The 25346-nt window shown below is 45.1% G+C and carries 23 protein-coding genes; 10 read left to right on the forward strand and 13 right to left on the reverse strand.

What is annotated here, in order from left to right; translation table 11 throughout:
- Positions 1-637 precede the first annotated feature (637 nt).
- Positions 638-1408 carry a sulfite exporter TauE/SafE family protein gene (locus tag ACSTTG_RS10075; RefSeq protein ID WP_438474709.1) on the reverse strand — a complete coding sequence of 257 codons (771 nt, stop codon included), beginning with the start codon at positions 1406-1408 and terminating at the stop codon, positions 638-640.
- Positions 1409-1615: 207 nt separating this feature from the next.
- On the opposite strand from ACSTTG_RS10075, the gene ACSTTG_RS10080 reads away from it, so the two are divergent.
- Together ACSTTG_RS10080 and ACSTTG_RS10085 are read left to right on the forward strand one after the other, a co-directional pair.
- Positions 1616-2233 (forward strand): Crp/Fnr family transcriptional regulator, encoded by a 618-nt coding sequence (locus ACSTTG_RS10080; RefSeq protein WP_438458524.1) that lies wholly within the window; start codon positions 1616-1618, stop codon positions 2231-2233.
- Positions 2234-2400: 167 nt separating this feature from the next.
- Positions 2401-3126, forward strand: coding sequence for an IclR family transcriptional regulator (locus tag ACSTTG_RS10085; RefSeq protein WP_438458523.1), 726 nt, complete (start codon positions 2401-2403; stop codon positions 3124-3126).
- 72 nt (positions 3127-3198) lie between these two features.
- Here ACSTTG_RS10085 and ACSTTG_RS10090 read toward each other — a convergent pair whose 3' ends face one another.
- The 3 genes from ACSTTG_RS10090 to ACSTTG_RS10100 are packed head-to-tail and all read right to left on the reverse strand — an operon-like array spanning position 3199 to position 5939.
- Positions 3199-3837, reverse strand: a complete 639-nt coding sequence (locus ACSTTG_RS10090; protein ID WP_438458522.1) for a 2-dehydro-3-deoxy-6-phosphogalactonate aldolase — start codon at positions 3835-3837, stop codon at positions 3199-3201.
- Complete coding sequence (locus ACSTTG_RS10095) at positions 3815-4765, reverse strand: 2-dehydro-3-deoxygalactonokinase (protein ID WP_438474710.1); 951 nt, start codon at positions 4763-4765, stop codon at positions 3815-3817. The genes ACSTTG_RS10090 and ACSTTG_RS10095 overlap by 23 nt, the downstream gene beginning before the upstream one ends.
- Positions 4766-4793: 28 nt before the next feature.
- Positions 4794-5939: a mandelate racemase/muconate lactonizing enzyme family protein gene (locus tag ACSTTG_RS10100; RefSeq protein ID WP_438458520.1), complete on the reverse strand. Its 1146-nt coding sequence runs from the start codon at positions 5937-5939 to the stop codon at positions 4794-4796.
- 425 nt (positions 5940-6364) lie between these two features.
- On the opposite strand from ACSTTG_RS10100, the gene ACSTTG_RS10105 reads away from it, so the two are divergent.
- Positions 6365-7771, forward strand: coding sequence for an aldehyde dehydrogenase family protein (locus ACSTTG_RS10105; protein WP_438474711.1), 1407 nt, complete (start codon positions 6365-6367; stop codon positions 7769-7771).
- Between the two features lie 99 nt (positions 7772-7870).
- Here the strand turns inward: ACSTTG_RS10105 and ACSTTG_RS10110 are convergent, their stop codons facing one another.
- A complete protein-coding gene (locus tag ACSTTG_RS10110) occupies positions 7871-8170 on the reverse strand; it encodes a putative quinol monooxygenase (protein ID WP_438458518.1) in 300 nt (99 codons plus the stop codon).
- Positions 8171-8235: 65 nt separating this feature from the next.
- Positions 8236-8553 carry a cupin domain-containing protein gene (locus ACSTTG_RS10115; protein WP_438474712.1) on the reverse strand — a complete coding sequence of 106 codons (318 nt, stop codon included), beginning with the start codon at positions 8551-8553 and terminating at the stop codon, positions 8236-8238.
- 665 nt (positions 8554-9218) lie between these two features.
- Here ACSTTG_RS10115 and ACSTTG_RS10120 point away from each other — a divergent pair.
- A complete protein-coding gene (locus tag ACSTTG_RS10120; protein ID WP_438458516.1) occupies positions 9219-10778 on the forward strand; it encodes an AbgT family transporter in 1560 nt (519 codons plus the stop codon).
- A gap of 159 nt (positions 10779-10937) precedes the next feature.
- Here ACSTTG_RS10120 and ACSTTG_RS10125 read toward each other — a convergent pair whose 3' ends face one another.
- Positions 10938-11393 carry a GNAT family N-acetyltransferase gene (locus tag ACSTTG_RS10125; protein WP_438458514.1) on the reverse strand — a complete coding sequence of 152 codons (456 nt, stop codon included), beginning with the start codon at positions 11391-11393 and terminating at the stop codon, positions 10938-10940.
- Between the two features lie 275 nt (positions 11394-11668).
- Here ACSTTG_RS10125 and ACSTTG_RS10130 point away from each other — a divergent pair, with 275 nt between their 5' ends.
- Together ACSTTG_RS10130 and ACSTTG_RS10135 are read left to right on the forward strand one after the other, a co-directional pair.
- Positions 11669-12190, forward strand: coding sequence for a DUF2058 domain-containing protein (locus ACSTTG_RS10130; RefSeq protein ID WP_438474713.1), 522 nt, complete (start codon positions 11669-11671; stop codon positions 12188-12190).
- Positions 12191-12424: 234 nt separating this feature from the next.
- Positions 12425-13111, forward strand: coding sequence for a DUF4336 domain-containing protein (locus ACSTTG_RS10135; RefSeq protein ID WP_438474714.1), 687 nt, complete (start codon positions 12425-12427; stop codon positions 13109-13111).
- Between the two features lie 325 nt (positions 13112-13436).
- Here the strand turns inward: ACSTTG_RS10135 and ACSTTG_RS10140 are convergent, their stop codons facing one another.
- Both ACSTTG_RS10140 and ACSTTG_RS10145 read right to left on the reverse strand, forming a co-directional pair.
- Positions 13437-15320, reverse strand: coding sequence for a glycoside hydrolase family 127 protein (locus ACSTTG_RS10140; RefSeq protein ID WP_438474715.1), 1884 nt, complete (start codon positions 15318-15320; stop codon positions 13437-13439).
- A gap of 75 nt (positions 15321-15395) precedes the next feature.
- Positions 15396-16361 (reverse strand): aldose epimerase family protein, encoded by a 966-nt coding sequence (locus ACSTTG_RS10145; protein ID WP_438474716.1) that lies wholly within the window; start codon positions 16359-16361, stop codon positions 15396-15398.
- Positions 16362-16908: 547 nt separating this feature from the next.
- Between ACSTTG_RS10145 and ACSTTG_RS10150 the strand changes: the two genes are divergently transcribed.
- Both ACSTTG_RS10150 and ACSTTG_RS10155 read left to right on the forward strand, forming a co-directional pair.
- A complete protein-coding gene (locus tag ACSTTG_RS10150) occupies positions 16909-18354 on the forward strand; it encodes a sulfatase family protein (protein WP_438474717.1) in 1446 nt (481 codons plus the stop codon).
- A gap of 267 nt (positions 18355-18621) precedes the next feature.
- Entirely contained in the window at positions 18622-18918 is a 297-nt protein-coding gene (locus ACSTTG_RS10155; RefSeq protein WP_438474718.1) for a hypothetical protein, read from the forward strand.
- Between the two features lie 170 nt (positions 18919-19088).
- On the opposite strand, the gene amrA is transcribed toward ACSTTG_RS10155, so the two are convergent.
- Together amrA and amrB are read right to left on the reverse strand one after the other, a co-directional pair.
- Positions 19089-19697, reverse strand: coding sequence for an AmmeMemoRadiSam system protein A (amrA, locus tag ACSTTG_RS10160; RefSeq protein ID WP_438474719.1), 609 nt, complete (start codon positions 19695-19697; stop codon positions 19089-19091).
- On the reverse strand, positions 19672-20478 hold the full coding sequence (amrB, locus tag ACSTTG_RS10165) for an AmmeMemoRadiSam system protein B (protein ID WP_438474721.1): 807 nt from the start codon (positions 20476-20478) through the stop codon (positions 19672-19674). The genes amrA and amrB overlap by 26 nt, the downstream gene beginning before the upstream one ends.
- 68 nt (positions 20479-20546) lie before the next feature.
- Here amrB and amrS point away from each other — a divergent pair, with 68 nt between their 5' ends.
- Positions 20547-21635 (forward strand): AmmeMemoRadiSam system radical SAM enzyme, encoded by a 1089-nt coding sequence (amrS, locus tag ACSTTG_RS10170; protein ID WP_438474723.1) that lies wholly within the window; start codon positions 20547-20549, stop codon positions 21633-21635.
- Positions 21636-21683: 48 nt separating this feature from the next.
- On the forward strand, positions 21684-22127 hold the full coding sequence (locus tag ACSTTG_RS10175) for a copper resistance protein NlpE (protein WP_438458502.1): 444 nt from the start codon (positions 21684-21686) through the stop codon (positions 22125-22127).
- Between the two features lie 110 nt (positions 22128-22237).
- Here the strand turns inward: ACSTTG_RS10175 and ACSTTG_RS10180 are convergent, their stop codons facing one another.
- Both ACSTTG_RS10180 and ACSTTG_RS10185 read right to left on the reverse strand, forming a co-directional pair.
- Positions 22238-23986 (reverse strand): sodium:solute symporter family transporter, encoded by a 1749-nt coding sequence (locus ACSTTG_RS10180; protein ID WP_438458501.1) that lies wholly within the window; start codon positions 23984-23986, stop codon positions 22238-22240.
- Positions 23987-24713: 727 nt separating this feature from the next.
- Positions 24714-25337 carry a bifunctional 4-hydroxy-2-oxoglutarate aldolase/2-dehydro-3-deoxy-phosphogluconate aldolase gene (locus ACSTTG_RS10185; RefSeq protein WP_438458500.1) on the reverse strand — a complete coding sequence of 208 codons (624 nt, stop codon included), beginning with the start codon at positions 25335-25337 and terminating at the stop codon, positions 24714-24716.
- Positions 25338-25346 lie beyond the last annotated feature (9 nt).

Raw genomic sequence — 25346 nt, forward strand, 5'->3', positions numbered from 1 at the left:
ACGCCCTATTACAAATAAAAAAAACCACCCTATAAAACTCAGGGTGGTCTGCACAAAACTGCAAAGTTAAGGAACATGAAACATCATTGTACCCAGTTTCTCACTAGGGAAACTTATGCTCGTAGAAGCCAAACAAGCTATGTTTTGCTTTCTATGGCTAGCCAGAAAAATAATGAATAAACCGTATTATCGTTAGTGTTTCTTGGAAAGCATTAATCTAGTTAAATACAATCAAAAGTGACCAAACGGTCATTATAAGAGCAACAATAAAAATCACTGCCTTTTCAATCAACCAACAAACATTTCAGGCCTAGAAATTCGTGTGAGAATCAATAATAAAACAAATTAAAGTAACTTCGCTAGAGAGCATTCCACTAGTATTTTCACGAACTAGTATTCGCAATATTTTTCGCCCAGAAACACACCAAATAATTTAATTTCATTTATTGCACATAAATATTATGCATGATTAAACCAAATAAATTTGTGATCTTGATAACATCACTATCTGTTTAGGAAGCGGTTCCCATATAGTGGAAAAGAGACTTTATCATTCAACTTATAGCCGCTGCTATATAAACGACCACCTTACTCTACTATCACTCTGACTTGGCCGTCTTTGGTTAATTACAATTGATCAGAATGCTGAAAGATACATAACTAAACTCACAGAGATCACACTGACGGTAATCAAGTAAAGGACCTTGTCTGACAGGCGCTTCATCAACCAGGCAGCCGCAGGCACCCCAACAAATGAGCCTATGACGAACCAAACAGCGGTTATCGTATCGGCTTGTCCACCCTTGGCATAACCAATAGCAGCGACTGATGATAAAAACAGGGCAAGCACCACAGACGAACCGATTGATTTTTTAATGTCTAATCGCAGTACATTATTGAGTACAGGCAGCAAGAGTACACCTCCACCAACCCCTGTTGACCCTAACACCGATCCACAAAACATCCCTGAAACCAACGCTTTGTACCCACGAACAGGCTTTTCTTCTGACAAGTCACGTGACTTGGCTTTAGGCTTAATATTCATCAGTACCGACAACAATGAACCCACCATCACGATAATCACAAGCGCAGAGATAAGCGATTGGGTTAGATCCGCATGGACGGGGTGTTGATTAAAATACACCACGACCTGAGTGACCAAAATGGTGATTGGTACTGCGCCAATAAACAGCAAACCGACTTGACGCCAAGAGACATTCTTCGCTTTCACATGCACAATCGAAGCGTTAATTTTTACCATCGCAGAAATCAGACTTGCCGTACCGACCGCTAATACTGTCGGCATACCACAAAACAGTTGCAGCATTGGAATTAGCAATACACCACCACCGACTCCTGTCAGGCCAAGGCAAAGACCAAATAAACTACCAAGTGCAATTTTGAGCATTAACACATCAGTAGTTAACATTTGTGAAACAAACTGAGCTATATCCACTGCTATTTCCTCCAATTCAGAACAGCATATTGTAAACGTTATCACTTTATGTGACTTTAGATCAGTTTTGACTTCAAAGTTTATGGTGATGACCATATCTGGGTAACTAATGTTACTGTAAACTAACTTTGATTTAATTTTATTTATGGCTTTAAGACAATGATTGACATAAAAAATCAACTCGCAGCAAATATTAACTTTTTTCAACTATCTAAAAAGGAGATCATCTATCAAAGTGGTACTCCAGCCAATGGGCTGTATTACGTTGAAAAAGGGTTGATTGGTTTATATCAAGTCTCTGAGAATGGCCGTGAATCTCTGTTGAGAATTTATGGACCGGGTTCGTATTTTGGTTACCGCTCGCTTTTTACTCAGCAAAAATACCCTGCAACGGCAAGAGCTATGATTGACAGCACAGTCGCATTCTCCAATGTCAAAAGCTTTAGTGAACTCGATAACCTTTCGCCTGAATTAGCAAATTATCTAATGAGAGAGGTATGCTTTGAATTAGGCGAGGCTGAAAAACGCTTGATGCAGTTTAATGCATTTAACGCCAAGAAGCGTATCTTGGACTCTATCTACCATGTGTTCGATATGTACCCAGATTATCCGTGGACCTATCGAGAGATTGGTGAGTATAGTGGCACCGACATCAGTACAGTAATCCGCTATTGTAGTAAGTTAAAGGACCAAGGAATACTGGATAAAAGTAGCCGTAAACCTATTCCAACGGATCTTAATCAATTAGCCGACTACCGAAAGAGCCTTGTGGATTGAGGGTTTATTTTCTCTTCGACTTATGATGATGAAAATAAAAACCAATAATTTATCCGAAACGTTGAAACGAACTATACCAATAAAGAGCAAGGAAATCGCTCAATTTATCAGAAACTTAACCCTATCATTAATCAAAATAATCATAAGCCAATAGACAGGAGTAGCAAATGTCTAGTAACAATGGAAATCAAGCTCTCAATAAGGCAATCGACGTGGTTGATGCTGTCGCGGATGGACACCGACAACTCAAAGCGATTTGTGAAGCTACCTCTCTACCTAAATCAACGGTACATCGGATCCTTCAAGGACTTATCGAAGCAAGATACCTTCGAGAAGTAAAAGGAATTGGACTGGTACTCGGTACCAAGATGATCCAATTGGGCAACAAGGCGCAAAAAGACATGCCGCTGAAAGAGGTTGCCCACCCGATTCTTTCAGAGCTTGCTGAACAGACTAAAGACACGGTTCACCTTGGGATCAAAGATGAGGACCATATTTTTTACCTGGATAAGATCTCTGGACAGCGCCCTATTGAGCTGCGCTCTCGCATTGGTGACCGACTACCCCTTGCTGCTACTGGGATAGGAAAATCCCTGATGATTGATATGCCACAGATGGAGTGGCGTAGACTGATCAAGAAACACGACAATATCGACCTACCTCACATGCTGCAACGCATGAATGAATACTCAAAGCGCGATTACAGCTATGACCTAGAAGATAATGAAGAGTTGGTCCGATGCGTCGCTGTGCCAATTCGTAACAAATATGGCAATATTATCGCTGCTATTTCTGTCACCAGTATTAAACCTTACATGCCAGATGACAGAATGGTTAATCTCATTCCGGTATTGCAGAAATACAGCCAGCGTATCTCTGATAGTTTAAACTAAAAAAACACACTAATATAGAATAAAAAAAATCACCATACTTGGTGATTTTTTTTATTCTAATACAAACGAAGCTTAAGCTAAACTTGTATAAGTTTGCACAAATTGACGTGCGTTCTCTCTGACTTGCTCAGTGCTTAATTCTGGCGTGTAGAGCGCGGCCCCCAAACCAAATCCGCTCACACCAGCCTCAAGCCAAGGCCGCATTGAATCCGTCGTCGCCTTTACACCACCTACGGGAATACACACGGTGCCCTTAGGCAATACCGATTTAAGCGCTTTATAACCAGACAGACCAACAACATCAGCGGGGAAAAGCTTAATCCCAGTTGCACCATTATTCACTGCGCTGAATGCCTCTGAAGGCGTCACAACACCTGGGAATACGTAGCAGTCGTTTTCAGCGGCTAATCTGATCACATCCACATTTACATTCGGTGTCACGATCAATTTGGCACCGGTTTCTATGACCGCTCGTGCGTCATCTAGCGTGGTAACTGTACCTGCTCCTACTACCGCTTTCTCACCCAACTCATCTACTAATAATTGGATACTTTCTAATGCGTTAGGGCTATTTAAAGGCACTTCAATCAGGCTAAAGCCCTCTTCTAGTAAGGCGTTCGCGATCTCTAGAACGTTGCTAGGGCACACACCACGAATAATCGCAATCAGTGGCAAGTGCTGTTGTATATCAAACGACTCCGACTTGTTCATTTACCTTCTCCCTTTGAAGCTCTTTCATCCCTTCGATAAAACATGACTCACCATCGAGTACCTGTGAAATTAGTCCCAATGAGTTGAGTGCCATTTCATATTTTTTACTCAGTTGGTGGCTGCCAATAATATTGAGCTGCTCTCTACGAGATGAAATCATCTCAGCGATAATCGATTTGATCTCGTGACCAATCAGCAATCCTGATAAGTAATCAAGTACGTGTTGCGTATCTATCTGGTTAAACAGGCGATGGGTTCTGGCCATAAACAACTGCTTAGTCAGGCTATCAACGCTACTTTCCTCAACCCCTTTCAGAAACACCTCAGTGTTGTGCGGCAGATCGGTCGTCCCAAGGTCTTTGCCCAAAATGGTGTGCTTGGAAAGAACAGAGAACATTTCACCGGTCATATAGGTCGAAAATGATGCGATTGCACCTCGCTCTACTTTGACATATTTGCTATGTGTACCAGGGAGCACCGCATGGAAATTCTCTTTACCCAGTAATGATTGAGCACCGATAAGTTGAATCTCCTCCCCACGCATGACATCAAACTGACCATAATTATGCTGGTGACGTACACCCGGACAGATACTGGCCTGAGCACCCCATGGCAGCGAGAATGTGTGACAATGCTCCAAAATGCCTCGCGTTTTCACCGGTGTATTCACATAAGGGACGTCATGCCAACCCTGTTGCGAGCCCACCATACCAGCCATAAATACTGGTAGATGTTGATAATCACCTAACCAACTGGACAGCACTTCTTCTAACTTTTGTGCAAATTCCCCCTGCTTCACCGTTAGCAAGCCAAGCTTATGCTCGATACGACTTATTTCTTTGCCGTCACTGCTCATGGCGAAAGCTCTAAAATTGGTTGTCCCCCAGTCAATAATTAACCAGGAGACACCACGATGCTCAGCTACCATATCTGTCTCCGAAATAGATATTCTAAAACTAATTAATTTTGTATTTGCTAATAACTTCAGTATTCACCTCTACACCAATGCCCGGCTTATTTGAAATTTGTACTTTACCGTTATTTAGTTTAATTCCATCAAATATTAAATCCGTTCTAAATGGATGCGATGATTGATCAAACTCAAGCATTGGCTCAATTGGATTCAGCGATAATGGTGTGGCTGGAATTGAGGCAATAAACTGAAGTGAAGCGGCAATACCAATACCTGAACCCCACACATGTGGAATAAACCGTGTATTTGTTGCTTGGGCCAAGGCCGCTATTTTTTTACATTCTGTGATCCCGCCAGAAGAACATAAGTCTGGTTGGATAATATCGAGGGCGCCTTGAGCAAGCCAAGGTTGGTAACCATGCTTACCAAAAATCTGCTCGCCCGCTGCAATTTGTGTTTTGGACAGGTTTCTTAGCTGTTTATAGCCCTGTAAATCTTCAGGTGCTAATAGTTCTTCTAAGAAGTAGAGGTTACACGATTCGGTCTCTTTAATTAGTCGACGCGCACCACCAACACTATAGGCGGCGTTGGCATCGGCCATAATATCCACACCCTCACCCACAGCCTCTCTGACTTGATGGATCAGCTCTATATCACTGTCGAGATCAAAGCCAATCTTAAGCTTCATCGCACTCAGGCCCGCATCAACGTATCTTTGGGCTTCATCAATCAAGTCATGGGGATATTGACCATCTGCTACACGGTAGAATCCGGTCGCATATGGTTGTACTTCGGTGCGGTAAGCACCGCCAATCAGCTTATGAATAGGTTTGCCCAAGGCTTTACCCATCGCGTCCCACAGGCCGATATCGATGCCACTGATCGCATTAACCGTCGCACCCGCTTGACCATAAGGTCTTGTGCGGTTGTACATCTCTTCCCACAAGACCTCGACGTCAAACACATCACGTCCAATGAGCATTGGCTTAAGCACACTGTCAATGATTGCGGCAGAGATCAGGGGGGATTGTAGGCCATGACATAAGCTTTCGCCCCAACCGATGATCCCTTCGTCAGTGACAACCTCAACGATAAGTGAGCTGCGTGCCTTCACCCAGCCTTGAGAAAAGTAAAAAGGCTTATCTAGTGGTACTGATATTGCGTGTGGAATAATGTCAACGATCTTCATAAACTTCTCTTTATCTTTTGTACGAACTACTTAAATTCAACACGAACAATGAGTAATTCGATTAATTACTAACCAGCTAAAGTAAGTATTTGGCTTACTTAACGGACAACTTTTAGCAAATTACTAAGCTACACAGGTTACAGTGACTCAGTCGCTTTTTAAGGCCTGTTAGGATAGCTTTATCGTTGGTTATTTTGGCTAATATTAATGTGATCACACCGACATTTCCATCTGAGCGGAATCGGTTCCCATATTCTGGGATTTGTCGTACATACTCTACTCACCTCAAGCCATGACATGTTATTTTTTAGTTGGCGAATAAATGCAGATAACCCCGACTTACTGCCAAATTAGTAAATCAATTGTGCGAATTTATTTCTGAAGGTTTGAGTTAGTAAGAATAGAAACGTAGGAATTATTCATAGATGTATATTAACGGAAAATTAATTGAGACAGACCTCAAATTCTCGGTCGAAAACCCAGCAACCGACCAGGTTGTCGAAGAAATATCTATCGCTAACCAAGATGTTGCTTTGCAGACGCTGAATGCGGCGAAAGCAGCCGAGTCGACTTGGGGCAAGAGTACCATCGCTGAGCGCGTTACTTGGATGCATAAGTTACGCGAAGCGTGTATCAACAATGAAAATGCACTGCGCTCTGCGGTTCATTTAGAAACCGGTAAGCCTTGGGCTGCGACTGAGGAAGATTACCAATCTTTGATTGATAGCCTTGAGTTCTATGCCGAGGAGGTTACTCGATATGCGCCCCCAGCACTATTAGGTAAGGACGACACGTGTCGTCATCAACTGCGTTATCTACCGGTTGGTGTCGTGGTAGCCTACCTTTCTTGGAACTTCCCGCTACTTAACCTTGGCTTTAAACTAGGACCTGCAATGGCTTCAGGCTGTCCTGTCATCCTGAAACCAAGTCTTAAAGCGCCGCTTTCTGCTTACTTAGTCGGCGCCCTCTGTCATGAGATTGGTTTGCCTGCAGGCGCGGTCAACGTTATTGCCGGTGATGATATGGAGGTTGGCAATTTTTTGTCGTCGTCAAAAATCCCCCAGATGCTGACCTTAATCGGTTCAATTAATACCGGTGTCAAAGTGATGCAGGCAGGTGCTACCTCGATTAAACGCTACTCCATGGAGTTAGGCGGCAATACACCATTCATTGTCTTAGAAGATGCGGATCTCGATTTGGCCGCTGATACACTCTGTGGTCTTAAGTATCACAATAGTGGTCAAATCTGTGTTGCGCCAAACCGTGTATTGGTGGCGAAATCTGTCAAGCAAGCCTTCATCGATAAAGTGCTTGAGCGCGCTGATAAGGTGAGATTGGGCTTTGGTATCGCATCCGACGCGACAATGGGGCCTGTAATCGACAAGGATTCGCGCAGCAGAATACATCAACTGGTTGAGCAAGCAGTAGAGGCTGGTTCGACGCTGTTGAGAGGCGGGACGTACGATACTCAAGAAGTAGGCGCTTTCTACCCGCCAACCGTGCTGTGTGATGTCAACACAAGCATGGAGATCTACAACGAAGAGATCTTCGGCCCAGTGATCAGTATTATCGACTTTGATGCTCAAGATGACATTGTCGCTATCGCCAACAGCACGGATACTGGCTTGGCTTCTTATATTTTCACCACTGATATCACTAAAGCAGATGCCATAGCCGACAAGTTAGAGTTTGGTGAAGTTCAGATCAATGGTGTGAAATATGGTATTGACTTACCTCACGTCGGCATTAAGCAATCTGGAATTGGTTGTGACTGCTCAAAATACGCGCTAGATGACTATTTCTACCTCACTCGCGTTACGCGAACACTATAGACGTTAATATGTCACAAGAGAGGGACGAGTTTGACTTCGTTCCAAACGACGAGTAATCGCACGTACAGGTTAAATTACTCGTCGCTCTTTCCTTGATGGTTATAAAGATGCTTTTACTTTCGCCAACTCGGTGATCTGGTAATAACGTTCCACCTCTTTGCTGACCTGACCCCAATAAGAACTTTTTGAGCGGACTTGATGAAGAGCAAACGCTTCCTTATCAGCAAACTCTTCATAGACATCAAATCGATTAGGCTGTTGTGCGTTCACTGTTACACGAAACACTGTGCAGCCTGGCTCACGTCGCGTTAACTCAATATGCTGCTGTAGTGCTTGTTCTATCTCGGCCAACTGTTCCATCGGCACAACGATATAACCCTCAACGGTAATTTTTGCCATGTATATTTCTTTCCCTGTCCAACTGAAACTGTATCCTGAGGTTACTTGGGTATAATATGCGCTACTCAATAAAAGACCGCAAGCCAAACGGTCGGCTCTTCGAGTGAGGTCGCTAGCACTTTGTGTTTTTGCCGTGCTGGAATATTAATGTGGTCGCCAACGTTCAAGTGAACGATCCTTCCATCGACAAACTCGAGCACACCACACCCCCTCAATACTACCACCCACTCATTTTGCTCTTGGTCATACCAACCACTCGCAGGAGAGCTTTGACCAAACGATACGATTCGTTCAATTCTTACCTGTGCACCTTTTACTATGTCTTCAAAAAGCTCATTTTCTGCTGCCTCTGGTATGTGTGAGAATAGGTTTTCCGTGTTCATAATGACCATCCAGTGCCCAAATCTAAACTCACTATAGCGTCAAATTTCCAAGTATGAGGAAAGTGAACGGTCGATATTTCGAAGCTGATCACTTCGATCATCGATTACCTAAGGACCATGACTCAGATCACACCCTATTCATGTCAATTCATCGTTTGGGTAGATTTACAGTGTGAATCATCCTTTATGCGCCACAGCTTGTTTTACCTGTCACACCAATTAGTATCTACAAATCATATAATTAGGTAATTATCCTGCATTTGAGATAGTAATCCTATATTTTGCACTACAAGTCCATATTGATCAAAAACGTTCCCAATTTTGCAACCATCTAACATGCGTCTGTACTATGCCCCGCGAAAACACCTGAAATAGCAGGACACCAAACGTTAACAACTGCAGTTGGCAATATAACATTTCACTTACTAAGAAACACAAGACCATAACGTCCAGAAAATTATTAAAATAAAGTGAAATGAACCAATAAAAGCCACATGACCAGTCATTATCACTATCTAAGACGGGTTTAGCCCTCATAAATTGAGTGTTATATCGATAAGCGGCAGCACAAAACCTAACCAGATATCATCCCGTACTATTTTACTAGTACACTATTTCCTGCTAAGTTGCGCAAATCTGTTAATCTCATATGAAGGAATAACCAAGTGAGTGATGTTCAAGCACAACCACAGCCTAGCAGTTCGGGCGTGATTGGCTTTATTGAAAGAGCTGGAAAAAAAATCCCTGATCCCGTGATCATCTTTATGTCTCTGTTTGCGTTCTGTCTAGTGCTGACAGCAGTGATCGGTGGTCTAGAGTTTGAAGCTCTTGGCGCAGATGGCGGTATGGTTCAATACACCATCAAGAGCATGACAGACACAGAGCACTTCCGTTGGTTGTTTGATAATGCGATTCTTGCCAACTGGCTTGGCTTTGGTGGCGGCGTTCTCGGTGTGATTTTGATCACTATGCTAGGTGTTGGCGTTGCTGAAAACTCTGGCCTTCTGTCTGCAGTGATCAAAAAAGTTGGTCTACGCATCAACCACAAGTACCTACCGATCCTGATGGTATTCATGGGTATCATGAGTTCTATTGCGACCGATGCAGGCTACCTAGTATTGATCCCTCTTGCAGGTATCCTATACGCAGGTCTAGGTAAAAACCCTCTGATTGGTATGGCAGCAGCCTTTGCTGGTGTATCGGCAGGCTTCAGTGCAAACCTTCTTCCAGCGACTCCGGTAGACGTTGTTATCGGTGTAAACGCACAAATTTTTGCTGAAGCTCAGGGTGTCCCATTTGAATCTGGAGACGGCCGTGCGCTAAACCCAGCGACCATGCACTACTACTTTATCCTTGCTTCAACCTTCTTGCTTGCAGGTATCGGTGCATGGGTAACGGCTAAGTTTGTCGCGCCTCGCCTTGAGAAAATGGACTACCAAGTTCCTGAAGAGATCAACCTAGATGACTTCTCTGTATCTGAGCAAGAAAACCGTGGCCTGAAAGCAGCAGGTATTGGTCTAATCGTTGCGATTGCTGCCATCGTTGGCCTAGCAAATGGTCCACTAGCGACTTACGTCAATGACGCTGGTCGTGAAGTGACACCTTACCTAAACAACATCATCATTTTGATTGCGATGACGTTTGTGATTGTCGGCTCATTCTTCGGCTTTGCGACAGGCAAGTTCAAGAAAGTGCAAGACGTTGTAAACTCAATGGTTAAACAGATGAACACCCTAGGTTATGTCCTAGTACTGACGTTCTTCTGTCACAACTTCCTAGCACTAATGAGCTACTCAGGTCTGGGTACCTACGTGACGTTCCTAGGTGCAAGCTTCCTTGAGATGCTAGGCCTGCAGAACTTCCCTATCCTACTGATCTTTGGCTTTATCATTGTTACTGCGGTAATCAACCTATTCGTAGGTGGCCTAACGGCTAAGTGGATGCTTCTAGGTCCTATCTTCGTACCTATGCTGTACCAAGTAAACCCTGACATGACACCTGATATCGTAGCCGCTGCTTACCGCGTTGCTGACTCATCAACCAACATCATCACACCAATGATGACTTACGCTGGCGTTATCCTAGCCTTCATGCGTAAGTACAAGCCTGAGCTAAGCTTTGGTGATGTGATCACTATGATGGTGCCATATTCAGTTGCCTTTATGACTGCATGGACAGCACTACTGGTTACCTTCTTCACTTTTGGTATCCCGCTAGGTTTCTAATCAAATCAATCTATGATTTTAAAAAGGCTTGCACATGTGCAAGCCTTTTTTTAGTTTCGAGGGGCGGGTTACACTTCGTTCCGAGGAGCGAGTAATCTACCGTGAGTGTCAAATTACCCGCCCCCCGAAGGGCAACGCCCGTCCCCGAACCTCGAACCTTTATAGCGCGAGTTTGAGCCCCTCATGGCTCGCGATAAATCCGAGCTTTTCATAAAAAGCAATTGCTTTAGGTCGGCTTTTATCTGATGTCAGTTGCACCATTCCACACCCCTTATTCTTAGCTAGTTGCAGCGCATGTTGGATAAGTTGCTCACCGATTTGACGGCCTCGGTAATCTTCATGCACCCTCACTCCTTCAAGCAAGGCTCGCCAGGTCCCCTTGTGGGTAAGGTATGGGATAAAGGTGATTTGCACCATCCCCACCAAACTGGAGCCTACCTCGGCAAGTAACAGTTGATTATTATCATCTCGGGCAATCGCTTCAAACGCCTGATAGTAACCTGAACTAAGTGGACGAGAGTTATCTTCTCTTTGCTTACCCAATATATCGTTTGCCAACAAATCTACTAACTCCGGTAGATCACTGCTCTTGGCGACTCTAAAATGCAGGTCCATCTTTACTCCATTTAATTTTCAATACAATAAGCCATGTTACACTGTCACAGGGTGCAGCTGACTACTTTCAGTGTCCTGTCGATTGCTTTAGGACTTTAAAACAATCTGCATGATAAAACCAAAATCATTACTTCATAAGTCACTATGGCAAAGAGACTGGGACCTACGACTTCACTCTAGAAATCCTCATTCAATAGCTCAGCGACCACCCACATCACTTTATTTGTCCAGACTGACTCGCTAAAATAATGCCAAATTCATTTATTGGAAACATCATGGCAAAACTATCCCTTCAAGAGCAGATGCTGAAAGCGGGTCTGGTCAACGAGAAGAAACTGAAAAAGGCTAAAAAGGGCTCAAAGAAATCACGCGTACAAGCACGTGAGGTAAAAGCGGCAGTTGAAGAGAACAAGCGCGCGCAGCAAGAGCGAGATAAAGCACTCAGTGAGCAGCAAAATGCCGACCGCCTATCAAAAGAAATCCAAGCTCAGGTTAAACAGCTGATTGCCATGAACAAGATTGAACTAGCCGACGGTGAGATCAAATACAACTTTACCGATGGTACCTTGGTAAAATCGCTCTATGTCGACAACAAAACTCAAGATCAGCTCAGCAAAGGTATTCTAGCGATTGCCCTTGAGGGTGAAAACTATGTGGTTATCCCGGGCACGGTGGCGAGTAAAATCGCTGAGCGTGACGCTGAATCCATCATCGACCACAAGACCAATGTCGATGAGACGCCAGATGAAGACGACCCGTACGCAGACTTTGTCGTCCCTGATGACCTAATGTGGTAAACACGCCGCTATTATAAAGCCCAGTAAGTCCTCAGGCAGGAGAGTAATTCCTGCCTGCCTCTTTATCATCAAGCCTATCTTCAGTGCGCAAGGTTAAAGCCACCTAGATCGCGCAATTAGAATCGAAGCCTAAGCTGAACTCATCACATCATTTTGTGTTGCAGTTCAAGCCATTACTTGTCACAGTAAGCCTTAATAAGTTGCATTGTTCAGCTTACCCAAAGGAAGGGCGACATGGAGAAGTTTGCACAAGATATATGGATATTTGAAGGGCCTGACGTTCAATTCCTCGGCTTGCCTTACTCAACGAGAATGACCGTCGTTAGGCTGCCATCAGGGGAGTTGTGGGTCCATAGCCCAATCCAACTATCAACGCGGTTATTTGAGCAAGTTACTCGCCTCGGCCAAGTCAAATACTTGATCGCCCCTAATCATCTGCATCACTTATTCTTGCCTGAATGGGTCGCTGCCTGTCCAGATGCACTTGTCTATGGGACAGACGAAGTTATCAAAAAACGCAGCGATATTGCATTTAGCGCCTCATTGAATACCACTAAAAGATACGCTTGGAATGACAGTCTCTCTCAGCTCCTGTTTTCTGGCTCCCGCCTCATGGAAGAGTGTGTCTTCTTCCATCAACCCTCAAAAACGCTGATCGTCACTGATCTTATTGAAAACTTCTCTGGGGAAAACTTTACTCGCTGGCAACGGTGGTTAGCAAGAGTGGTTGGCATACTCGCGCCAAACGGGCAGATACCACTCGATTGGCGCTTAAGTTTTCGGTTTAGTAAAACAGTTGCTCACCAGCATCTAATCAGGATCCAATCTTGGCAACCAGAGAGGATTATAATGGCGCATGGCGAGCCTATTAGAGAAGAAGCTTGTGATTTCTTGGCAAAATCATTCCGTTGGCTACTTTAATGATGAGGAGGAAAGTCAACGCAAGCTCCTTAGAACGGCACTAATTAAGATTCTTTAATCGAAGTACTCGTCCCCCTCTATTAAGACCACAAAACCTGGAATTTTGACCTGTTGATTATTTAGTTCAGGGCGTACTGAACCCAGGACAAAAAAAAGCACCACACAAAATGTATGGTGCTTCAAAAATTGCGTAGTTAAATTACACGATTATACCTCTTCCCTCTCAGCGAATTACCCCCACGTCGGATGGCATTAACTCTATCTAGCCAACGACATTAATAACCGCTGTAGAGAATAATCGTCACTACGCAATTGCTAGGATTTCTTAGCCGCGAGGGAACCAGATGCCCATGTCTTGCTCTTCGCGGTTAGCCCATGCAAAGTAAGGGATAAGGCGAACAGATACTTGCTCGTTCAGATCCGGTTGAACTTTAAAGTACAGGGTGTCTTGCACTGGGCGCACATCCATGTTCGTGGTTAAGCCAACCATGTCATAAGGCAAATCAGTGATGGTTTGCTCTTCAAACGTTGCATCAATCGGCAGAACCAAATCATCGATGGTGTATTTCTCACTGTCAATGTCTGAGCCCTCTAGACAGTAGACAACTGGACCTCGCTTCACAGCGACCATACCATTGCTTTGCTCAAGCATTGGGTTCGCGCCGTAAAGCTCGACCTTCATTGGTAACACAATCGCCAGTTCATCACCCTCTTTGACCGTTTGAGTCTGCATACCTGATGGTACAGCAACGCCATTAACACTGGCTTGGTCACACCAAGCAGGAATACGGTACGTCAGCTCAAAGCCATCGACAGGGGCTTTAGGAACCTTGATGGTCACCGTTTCTGTCCATGGGTAATTGGTTTCCATGACCACTTTAACCTGGTCACCATTGGCTAGCTCGGTTTCAATCTCACTGCCAGCAAACAGATTAATAACCACACCCTGATCGCTCTTCGAGTAGATAAACTTCGGCATGCCCGTAAAGGTACGCAGAAGCTGCGGTGGACAACACCAGCAATCGAAGGTAAAGAAGCGCTCATTTGGCACGTGAGAGTACTGCTCAAACGTCGGCTCAATATGCTTGTCACGACGGTGCGCTGCTGGGTTTGAATAGAAGTAACGCTTCATATCCAAGCTTGAGCCTGAGATACCCGAGTTAAACATAATCGTTTCTAACCAGTCGCCAAACTCAGCCTCACCCGTGACGTTCAGCATACGTTTTGCCCACATCGCACCGGCGATATTGGCGCAGGTTTCATTGTAAGCCACACGCTGCGGCAGGTTGTACTCTGAAGCAAATGCCTCAAACACTCGGTCACCACGGTCAGAAATACCCACATATTGTGGACCTAGTGCACCCGTGATATAGATACGGCGTTTGATGAGGTCGTTCCAAATACGCGTTACCGCATTAAGTAGCGCCGGCTCGCCAGTGTGGCTGTATACATCGGTAGCCCCCGCATACAGGTAGGCACCTGTTACTGCGTGACCAACAGGTTGAGTCTCTTCTCTCAGTGGCGTGCGGTTTTGTGAACAGTCTTTACCCGAGTGAGTCACACTTTTCGCTTCCAGTTTGCGTCCGCGCATCGAAACGAAAATATCAGCAAGCTCTAGGTAACGCTTGTCTTCAGTCATGCGATATAGGTCAACTAGGCCCATGATTTGACTTGGGTTAAAGCCAAAGTTTGCTAGTTCATAAGGCTCTGGTGAGAACAGGTCCCAGAGATAGTCAGCGTTCTTGATCGCCACTTTCAGTAGGCGATCATCACCGGTTGCCTCGAAGTGAACACAACCGAGTGTGTGCAGGTGGCCCATGTTATAGAGCTCGTGAACCTCGATATCCACCCAGCGCTCAACATCGGTGAGCAGTGTTTGAGTGCCAACATAGCCATCTTCTTCTTGGCTTGCCTCAATCCAAGGGATGTATTTATTAATAACCTCAAGAATGCGCTCATCTTTTGTCGTCGCATATTGGTTACAACAACCTTCTAGGAACTTGTAGCAGTCACCATCCGACCAGTAGTTCTCATAAAACTCACCTTCAACTTCACCAGCAGCGATACCAAAGTTTAAAAGACGTGCTGCGTTGGTTTCATTCAGCAGTGCCGCTTCTAAGTTGAAGATGATATCCATGTAGTTTTCTACACGATTTGCCCAAAAACCGCTAGTTAGCCTAGCCTCACCTGTTTTTATGTTAGAAAACATATTTAGTCCTTCAAACGATTATTATTTTGAACGAATTAAAACTCTATCACTAAGTTTTTCTACGAACTTTTATATTTAAATTTCCCGACAGTCATTTAAATAATAACTAATATACCAATTCCGCGGTTCACTTTTAGTAACATAAGACACCGAACCATTGTTCTGCGCATCTTCTGCACTGTCATAAACCCCTGAACAAGGTTCAAGCGCAAAATTATGCGTATTATTATCTGCTCCTTGGTTTTTCCAAACCCCCAAATAAGGAGCAGTGTGGCTATCAACTGCCATTAACACTTGATAGTTTTTATTCTTAAAGCCAAACACATCATCGGCCTTGAGTTTTTGCTTAAAGTAAAACTTGTCGCATGTCCCTTCATCCTGTTTTAGGAACTTCGAGCAATCCCATAAACCCACTTTTGAGTCATGGGTAATCGGGTAGCTATAAATCACATCTTCTCGGTCAAGTCGCCCTACGCTACACACACTTTTCACCTCGTTGAAGCGCCGTGGCACGATGATCTGTGTGTGCTCGTCATAACGAAATAGCGCATGTGGCGTCCATAAAAATGGCAGTTTTTCGATATCTTCAATTAGCTCAACTCGATAGGATAAACGCAGTTCCCGCTCGATCAGCGCCACTTTTTTAGTCAGTCGATAACCGAGCGAAGGGCTGGTAACGGAGAATTCGAGCTCTTTGTTCTCATTGATACAATAATCCCAAGGCAACGACCAAACCTCACCATGACAAGGAACAGACACTCGAGTCTTTTCTCCGCCCCTCTCCACCTCAACCTCACAGGCATCAATGGATGGGAAACATTCATCGAACCCGCTGGTATCATAATCTCCAAACCGAGTACCATAAACCGGTAATTCTAATTGCGATTGTGGTGCTTGATACAGTAGTTCGCAGTCAAACAGTGACTTTAATTTCAATGAAGCGAGCTTCGCTCCATATATAGGCAGCCATTCTGTTCGAATAAAGTCATTTTCTAAAACAATGGAAGGTATTCCTTTAAACTCACTATAGGAAATACTCATACTCAACTCATCATTTATTAACAAACAATCAACCACAAACTTACCTATATGCTACCACTTAAAATTAAATCTCAAAGCACTTAGAAACAATAACCCTGCTCATTAAGTCAATCTAAGAGTTATCATTGAAATTATTCATAGCTCCTATTTTGTAAACGCATATCAAAGTAAAACCAAGCGTTTGTATATAACCTCGAATTCGAAATTATTTTTACCATTAATACGTTTAACTTCCGTGAAGTATGTCACATCAAAAAACTATCCCAAAAACTATCCCACATATTGGGACTCTATTCTCAAATACACTTGGATTATATAGGGTTAACGTTTCCCATGTACTATACCTCTAAGAGTGACTTGCTCACTCCCCCACTCTAGGTCTCGTCTACTCGAAGCGATCGTATCGAAACTCAACTGAGTTTCGACTAACTATACAACCCCTGTCACACAACCATTGCTTACTAGTGTTTAAGGTCACATTACACAAGGGAGTACTTCCTCTTCACTGTTTCTAGCACTAAATTGAAACGTTTCTACTGGAGGTCATATGAGAAAAATTTCAACACTTGCGCTCGCACTCTGTCCCTTTCTAGGGGGAGTATCTGCACACGCGACAGAGCAACCACACAATGTCATCATCATTTTGGTCGATGATCTTGGCTACGATGAGCTGGGCTTTATGGGTTCAGACGATATTCTTAGCCCCAATATCGATGAGCTCGCGCGTGGTGGAACGCACTTCTCGCAAGGCTACATGACTTCCTCCGTTTGTGGCCCTTCACGCACCGGCTTGATCTCAGGTCGCTATCAGGACCGTCTGGGTATCTGGGGCAACTTTGGCGCGCACTCCCAAAAAGGTTTTCCGCTTAACCATGAGATGCTGCAAGACAGATTCAAATCTGCGGGCTATACCACTGGCGCAATTGGTAAGTGGCATCTTGGGATGTACAAAGATGCCTATAAACCTTGGAATCGTAACTTCGACTACTTCTATGGTTTCCTCGGTGGCGGGCACAAATACTCCATGGCTCGCACCGAGTACACCGGCCGTCAAAACGAGTGGCCAATTCATCACAATGAAGCCATTGTTCAGTATCGGGATGGCGACTATCTTACTGAGCAATTCTCTCAGCAAGCCGTTGACTTTATCGACCGGCACCATGAAGAGCCGTTTTTCTTATATCTCGCCTACAACGCCCCTCATGCGCCATGGGAAGCGCCACAGTCTTACTTTGATCGAGTCGACGAGCACTTCGGTGGCCAATTTGAAACGCGTTTCCGACGAATTCTTGCAGCGATGATGCTGGCAGTTGATGACGGTGTAGGGGCCATCATGTCTAAACTCGAGCAACACGACATCACTGACAGCACTGCTGTCATTTTTCTGTCGGACAACGGCTATCAAACCCGTATGCGCCGCGTTAATACCACCAACCTAGCGGGCAATCCTGATAATTTGCGCGGCTTCAAGGGCGATAGCTATGAAGGCGGGATCCGCGTGCCGTATATTATCCGTTGGCCAAATGAAGTCCCTGCCGGTCTAAAATATGAAAAGCCAGTTATGTCGCTGGATATTGCTCCAACCGTCACCCGACATCTCGATGATGGTGGTCCTCAACACGCGTACGACGGTGTAGACCTTATCCCGTACCTTAATGGACAAAATACCAAGCGCCCTCATGAATGGATGTTCTTCCGTTATGTCCACGATGTGGCGTATCGTAAAGGTGATTGGGTGATCACTTGGAATGATCAGTTAAAAATTGCCGGAGAGAAGCGTAATAATCGTGAACTGCCCATGGATGAACAAAAGCTGATGCTGTTTAACTTGGCTGATGATGTCGCGCAACAGCGTGATTTGCGCCAGGCGAATCCGACCAAGTTTGCTGAGCTATACAATGACTACCTAGAACTGATCGAGAGCTTCCCTGACCCTGATTACCCTGCCTTGTTTGATACTCCTTACACTGTGATCAATGCAGAGGATCTCTAATACATTTGTGGTGGCATAACTGCCACCACACTTTTTTGTAATACCATATCATCTAAATCCAAGTAACTTTCCAAATATCATAAATACTTGGTATTTCGATTAAAATCTAGCATTACTGTAAATTACTATTATATAAACTAAGCCTTTATTAATACGTATTACTTATTTGTCCAACAGACTATTAATTCCATAAACCCTGTTCACTTGACGAATATTCACTCGATGACTACGATTTAGTCAATCCAATCAATTAATAGGGGTTTAGTTATGACGCGTAAAAATAAGATATTGAATATCAAAGTATATTTATACTCAATTGCTGTTTCACTGTCGCTGATTGCATTTCCATCTTTCGCAACTGATCAAGCTGCAAAGTCAGAATTTGTCTTTGCTGCTAAATTGTCCTCGAATGCAGCAGCATTCACACAACGCTCTTCCATTGATCCAAAGCAGTGTCGAGAAGAGAGCAACGAGTGTAAGTCGTGGTGCACGGATTCAAAAATCGACTATCTCAATTGCTTGCGAGAATGTGAGGACGAAGCTGGCGATTGTGATTTAGACTAGTGAAAATAGAGTGGATAATGAGGGTAAATTAGTGGTTTTACTCTCACCCTCCCATCAGCCGCATAAATTATTGCAATGCAGCGCAGCAAACTCTATTTAATGACCACTACTTCCGTTTATTTTTCGTCCCAACCCTCTTCTTTAAAATTTATTAAACGCCAAATAAATTTTCAGTTAACCGACGAAGAATAATAGTTACAAGCGAGTGATTGAACCTCAAATGTTGCTAAATCAATAGTTTCGCTCCAATAATCCTGTGGCCACCCCCCTTTATGTTTTAGATGACTTAGAAATTGTGTTGGCTCAGGAAGTTGTTGCCAAACTTGGGGAAGAAATAGTGCCCTCCTCGGACCTTCACTCAGCGTTAAACCGCTTCGGTGTATCGCCAAATACTTGAGTAATTCTGCTTCACTAGCAACATCAAGCGGCTCGGGTTCACTCAATAACGAGACCTCAACCTCAAGACCTTTAAGTTGATGTGCTTGGAGCGGAGTAAAGCGCCGGTCTTGACAACACGCTGCCCAAGTCTTGCGTTGTACTTCCATAATCAAGGGGACTTGGGCTTGCGTTGTACCAATGCATCCCTGTAAATCCCCATCAACATGTAAGGAAACAAAACACGCACCCTTACGTAAAAGACTCGCTGGATAATCACTTGCCTTTAACTTACTCAGTGTCGAACCTTTGATATAGCAATCAATAGTTTGACGAGCAACCTCTAGCAGTATTTTCAACTCTTTTGTGGTGTAACGTCTACTGACAGATTGCGTAACTGGCATAACCTACCACCCTATCTTTATCGCCGAATTTAGTGTCGCCCGAATTGATCCGCATCAGTGGCTTCAGTTGGTAGTTGCTCTGTAATATCAGATGCAAAGCTGCGTTGACTGCCATTGAGCCACAGGCCTCATGAGGGGTGATGTCTGATTGGAGTAGCTCTATTTTTTCACAAGTGCTGGCATCCAATGCCTGACACTGTTCATAAGTATGGAAATGACTCAAATCCGTGCTGATCACCAGCAGTGTCTGTACATCCCAAATTGGCGCAATGAGTTCGGCAACCGTTTGATAATCAGTTATGCAAGTCACCATTGGCACCAAACGGAACTCTTTGAGGCACTCTTGGAGAAAAGGAATTTGTACCTCTAGGCTGTGCTCTTGTGCATGGGCATCATTCGAACGGATAACATTCGGAGATTGGGCCAAAAGAGCAAGCGCATCGCTGTCTAAGTCAACTAGGCCCAGTGGTGTGGCGAACTGCGCGCAAGTCGGGATCGCAACGCCATCAAATCGTGCTCGATGACTAGGGCCCACTAAGATGACTCTCTTGATACTCTCTGCCAACGGTTTAAGTAGTCGGTATGCGACACCAGCTACTCGACCCGAGTAAACATAACCGGCGTGAGGCACGATCAGCCCCCTAACCCCCTCAACTTGGTTGTTTAAAGGCTCTGAGCTTTGATACTGGCTGTCACTCAGCAGTGCACGCACGTGCTGGTTCAGCGTATCTTGTTCATCAGAATAGAAATGGCCAGCGACCGCTGTAGCTCGAATACGCATTTCTCCCCCTCTGCCACGCTGACTGTATATACTCAAAGTATAGAGTTGATAAACACTCGAGGTGTGAGATGACAGAGATTATCACCAATCACCCGACGCAATACTGGCAGACATTGGCTGACGGTCGAGTGCAGTGCACCGTTTGCCCAAGGCTATGCAGCCTTAGAGAGGGCAAGCGTGGAGCGTGCTTTGTTCGCCAGGCAGTGGATGGCGAGATTGTTCTCGCCACCTACGGTCGCTCAAGTGGCTTTTGTATCGACCCTATCGAAAAAAAACCACTCAACCACTTTTATCCCGGCAGTTCAGTGCTTTCCTTTGGCACCGCCGGCTGCAATCTTGGCTGTAAATTTTGCCAAAACTGGAACATCAGCAAATCGCGCCAGCAAGATATCCTAGCAAGCCAAGCCCTTCCTCAGCAAATTGCGCAAGCGGCGCGTAAGTACGGTAGCGACAGTATTGCTTTTACCTACAATGACCCAGTCATTTTTCTTGAGTACGCTATCGATACCGCCCATGCCTGCCGTGAGCTTGGCGTTCATAGTGTCGCTGTCTCAGCAGGATATATGTGCGAAAAACCTAGGGAAGCCTTCTATTCAGTGATAGACGCGGCGAACATTGACCTCAAGGCGTTCACTGACAGGTTTTACCGCCAACTGTGCGCAGCGCAGCTCGCTCCGGTGTTGGAGACGCTCAAATACCTCAAGCATGAAACCGATGTATGGTTCGAGATTACCACCCTGCTTATACCCGGTGAAAACGATAGTCCAAGCGAGATCGACCAGATGACTGGTTGGATCATGGATAACCTAGGCCCTGAGGTTCCCCTGCACTTTAGTGCTTTTCATCCCGACTTTAAGATGCTCGATAAGCCGCGCACGCCAGGTGATACTCTAGTTCGAGCGCGGCAAATCGCGCTCGATAATGGCCTTCACTATGTCTATGTTGGCAATGTACACAACCAAGCCTGCAGCAGTACTTACTGTCCAAACTGCGGCAATATCGTTCTTGAGCGTGACTGGCACCAATTAGGCGCACAGAGCATCACCCACCAAGGTACTTGCTATCATTGCGGACATCGAATTGCCGGACGGTTCACCCCAAAAGATCGCTCTTTCGGGCGCAGGCGAATACCGGTCCGAATATCACCTCAGGCCTAACCGCGATCCTTACTCGACCTAATCACATCAAATCTCATGGAGTTGACTATGCAACGCATCAGCCCCCTAATCATCTTAGCTAGCCTCGCCGTTAGTGCGTGCAGTGACAACATGGTTAAAGACACGACACCTGTTGTTAATGCAGATAACAACGACAGTTGGCCAGCGCACAGTGCTCGCGACTCATTAGATTGGGATGGCACGTATGTTGGAAAGTTGCCGTGTGCCGATTGTCCAGGCATTGATATCTCTTTGACCTTGAATCTCGATGGCAGTTATCGACTGGTCAAGCACTATCAAGGCCATGGCGAGAATAGCTTTATCACCGAGGGAGAGTTTAGCTGGAACGAGGCAGGCTCCATCATCACACTCGATCACTCAAGCCCGGCAAATAGCTATTTTGTCGCAGAGGGGCGCCTGATCAAACTGAATGCGGATGGAAACAAGATCACTGGTGATCTTGCAGAGTGGTACCAAATTACCAAGCAATAGTCTTTTGGCAATAGTGCTTTGGCCAATACGTGAAAAACAAAAAAGCCGCTGAAAATTTTCAGCGGCTTTTCTATACATCACAAAGACGTATCTTTGATAAGAGCTAGCAATTAAGAGTTAGCTAGTTCTTTCTGTGGAGCGCGTGATGCGTTAACTAGTAGGATACCTACTGTTAGTACCATCGAACCACATAGCAAGAATAGTAGGCGACCAGTTGGGTCATTTGGAATCAGTGCCATTGCAAGGATACCGAAGCCTGCTACTGAGATTAGCTTACCAAGCATACCACGTTGTTTGGTATCTAGGTTTTGCTGCTCTTCTGAGTCTGCAACTACAGGCGTGTTCCAGTTCTCGAATAGTTTCTCAACTTCTGCTTCACGCTCAGGTGTACGACCTTTGTAAACCAGTGTCGTTGCTAGGAAGAAGCCACCAGTGAACACTACGTGCGCCATTAGGCTCAGTGTTACTTTCAGGTCTGACCACTCACGACCAGTCAGTGCTTGCTCCATGTTGAACCAGTTCTCGATGTCTTCTGCTTGAAGCGCGATACCGAATACGTAAGAAACAATACCACCAACAACTAGCGTCATCCAACCTGCCCAGTCTGGAGTCTTGCGAATCCACATACCTAGTAATACTGGGATTAGCATTGGGAAGCCGATTAGGGCACCAACGTTCAGTACGATGTCGAATAGACTTAGGTGACGTAGTGAGTTGATGAATAGACCGATACCGATGATGATGAAGCCCATCATTACTGTTGTTAGCTTACTTACAATTACTAGCTCTTTTTGTGTCGCGTTTGGACGCACAATCGGGCTGTAGAAGTTCATCACGAAGATACCAGCGTTACGGTTTAGACCAGAGTCCATTGAAGACATGGTCGCCGCGAACATTGCTGACATTAGTAGACCAACCATACCAGCAGGCATTACGTTCTGTACGAATGCTAGGTAAGCTGCGTCGCCACCAACAGAGCCGTATGCATCAGCAAAATCAGGCATGAATGCCGCTACGTACCATGCAGGTAGGAACCAGATTAGTGGACCGATAACCATTAGGATACAAGCAAGACCTGCCGCTTTACGTGCGTTGTCACTGTCTTTAGCACATAGGTAACGGTAAGCGTTGATGCTGTTGTTCATAACACCGAACTGCTTAACGAAGATGAACACAACCCAAAGAACGAAGATGCTCATGTAGTTTAGGTTGTTACCAACGAAGAAGTCGCCTTCAAAGTTAGAAACGATGTTACCTAGACCGCCACCGTGGAAGTAAGCTGCTACCGCACAGGTAATTGTTACTGCCATGATAACCAGCATCTGCATGAAGTCAGATGCAACAACCGCCCAAGAGCCGCCCGTTACTGCCATTAGCATCAGTACCAGACCCGTTACAACAATCGTTGCTTCCATTGGGATGTTGAATACTGCGGCTACGAAGATAGCGAGACCGTTCAGCCAAATACCTGCTGAGATCAAGCTGTCTGGCATGCCAGCCCAAGTGAAGAACTGCTCTGACGTCTTACCGAAACGCTGACGAATTGCTTCGATAGCGGTTACAACGCGAAGTTGACGGAACTTCGGTGCAAAGTAGATGTAGTTCATGAAGTAGCCAAACGCGTTGGCTAGGAATAGGATTACAACAACGAAACCGTCGCTGAACGCGCGTCCTGCGGCACCCGTAAACGTCCATGCTGAAAATTGGGTCATAAATGCGGTTGCACCAACCATCCACCAAAGCATTTTACCGCCCCCACGGAAATAGTCGCTGGTAGAAGTTGTGAACTTACGGAACATCCATCCTATGGCTACTAGGAAGAAGAAGTAGGCAAGAACCACTAGAGTATCAATAGTCATTTTTTCAGCCTTAATTAAGGTTATCATTTACTGGGCGGTAGATTACACATTTCTTAAATCTATTTGTACTACAATAAGCCTTTTATGTGATCTAGAACATGTGTTTTTACGAGGCGTAAAATATAAAAATCCTTACTATATATGAATCAAAAGCTTACAAGCTTTAACAGCAGGCCTATCCTGCACATTTTTACTGCACATATTATATGATTTATATTTTTATCAACAACGTTTGTCCCACGTCCTGTCTTGTTTCAAGCATAGTCTAGTATAGTGGGGCGTGGGAGAGGCGAGAAGCGAGAATCGAGAGGCGGAAAAGCAGGTTCGAGAAGCGAGATCGCTTCGCTACGAGGGGCGAGGAGAGCGGCGCTCGCGGTGAAATCCCCGTGCAAAAAATGGATTTATAGAGGGATTAACGTAAACCATGAAAACCCTATAAAGACCGAGAAATTCTCACGATCGCCCCCTCGTATCTCGCAGCGAAGCGATCTCGCCTCTCAACTCTTCTTAAAGAGAAAAGCAAGACAAACGTAAGCCACACAAAGACAAGGAATACCGCGACGTTCCCACGATCGCCCCCCTCGTCTCTCGCAGCGAAGCGACCTCGCTCCTCGAATCTGCTCTTCCGCCTCCCGCAGCGAAGCGATCCCGCCTCTCGCCTCTTCCCCAAAGGGAAAAAAAAAGCGAGCCATCATAGGCTCGCTTTTTATTTCCCGACGGGAAGGAATTAGTTTACGTGAGCAACTGCATCACGTACTAGAGCACCTAGCTCGTCCCACTTACCTTCGTCCATTAGCTTGGTTGGTACCATCCAAGTACCGCCACATGCTAGAACAGATGGGATTGATAGGTAGTCATCAACGTTCTTAAGGCTTACACCACCAGTAGGCATGAAGTTTACTGGGTAAACAGCCGTTAGTGCTTTAAGCATAGGTACGCCGCCTGATGGCTCTGCTGGGAAGAACTTAAGTGTGCGTAGACCCATTTCCATCGCTTGCTCAACTAGGCTTGGGTTGTTAACGCCAGGTACGATAGCAACGCCTTTGTCTAGACAGTATTGAACAGTACGTGGGTTGAAGCCTGGGCTTACGATGAAGTCAACGCCAGCGTCGATAGACGCGTCAACTTGCTCGTTAGTCAGAACCGTACCAGAGCCGATTAGCATCTCTGGGAACTCTTCACGCATTACGCGGATTGCTTCGATAGCACACTCGGTACGTAGAGTGATTTCAGCACATGGCATGCCGTTTTCAACTAGCGCGCGACCTAGTGGAATTGCGTGCTCAACCTTGTTGATTGCAATTACAGGGATAACTTTCAGGCTAGCTAGCTTGTCGTTTAGTGTAGTCATTGAAACTGT

It is taken from the genome of Vibrio glycogenivorans, from assembly GCF_051660965.1.
Lineage (GTDB): Bacteria > Pseudomonadota > Gammaproteobacteria > Enterobacterales > Vibrionaceae > Vibrio.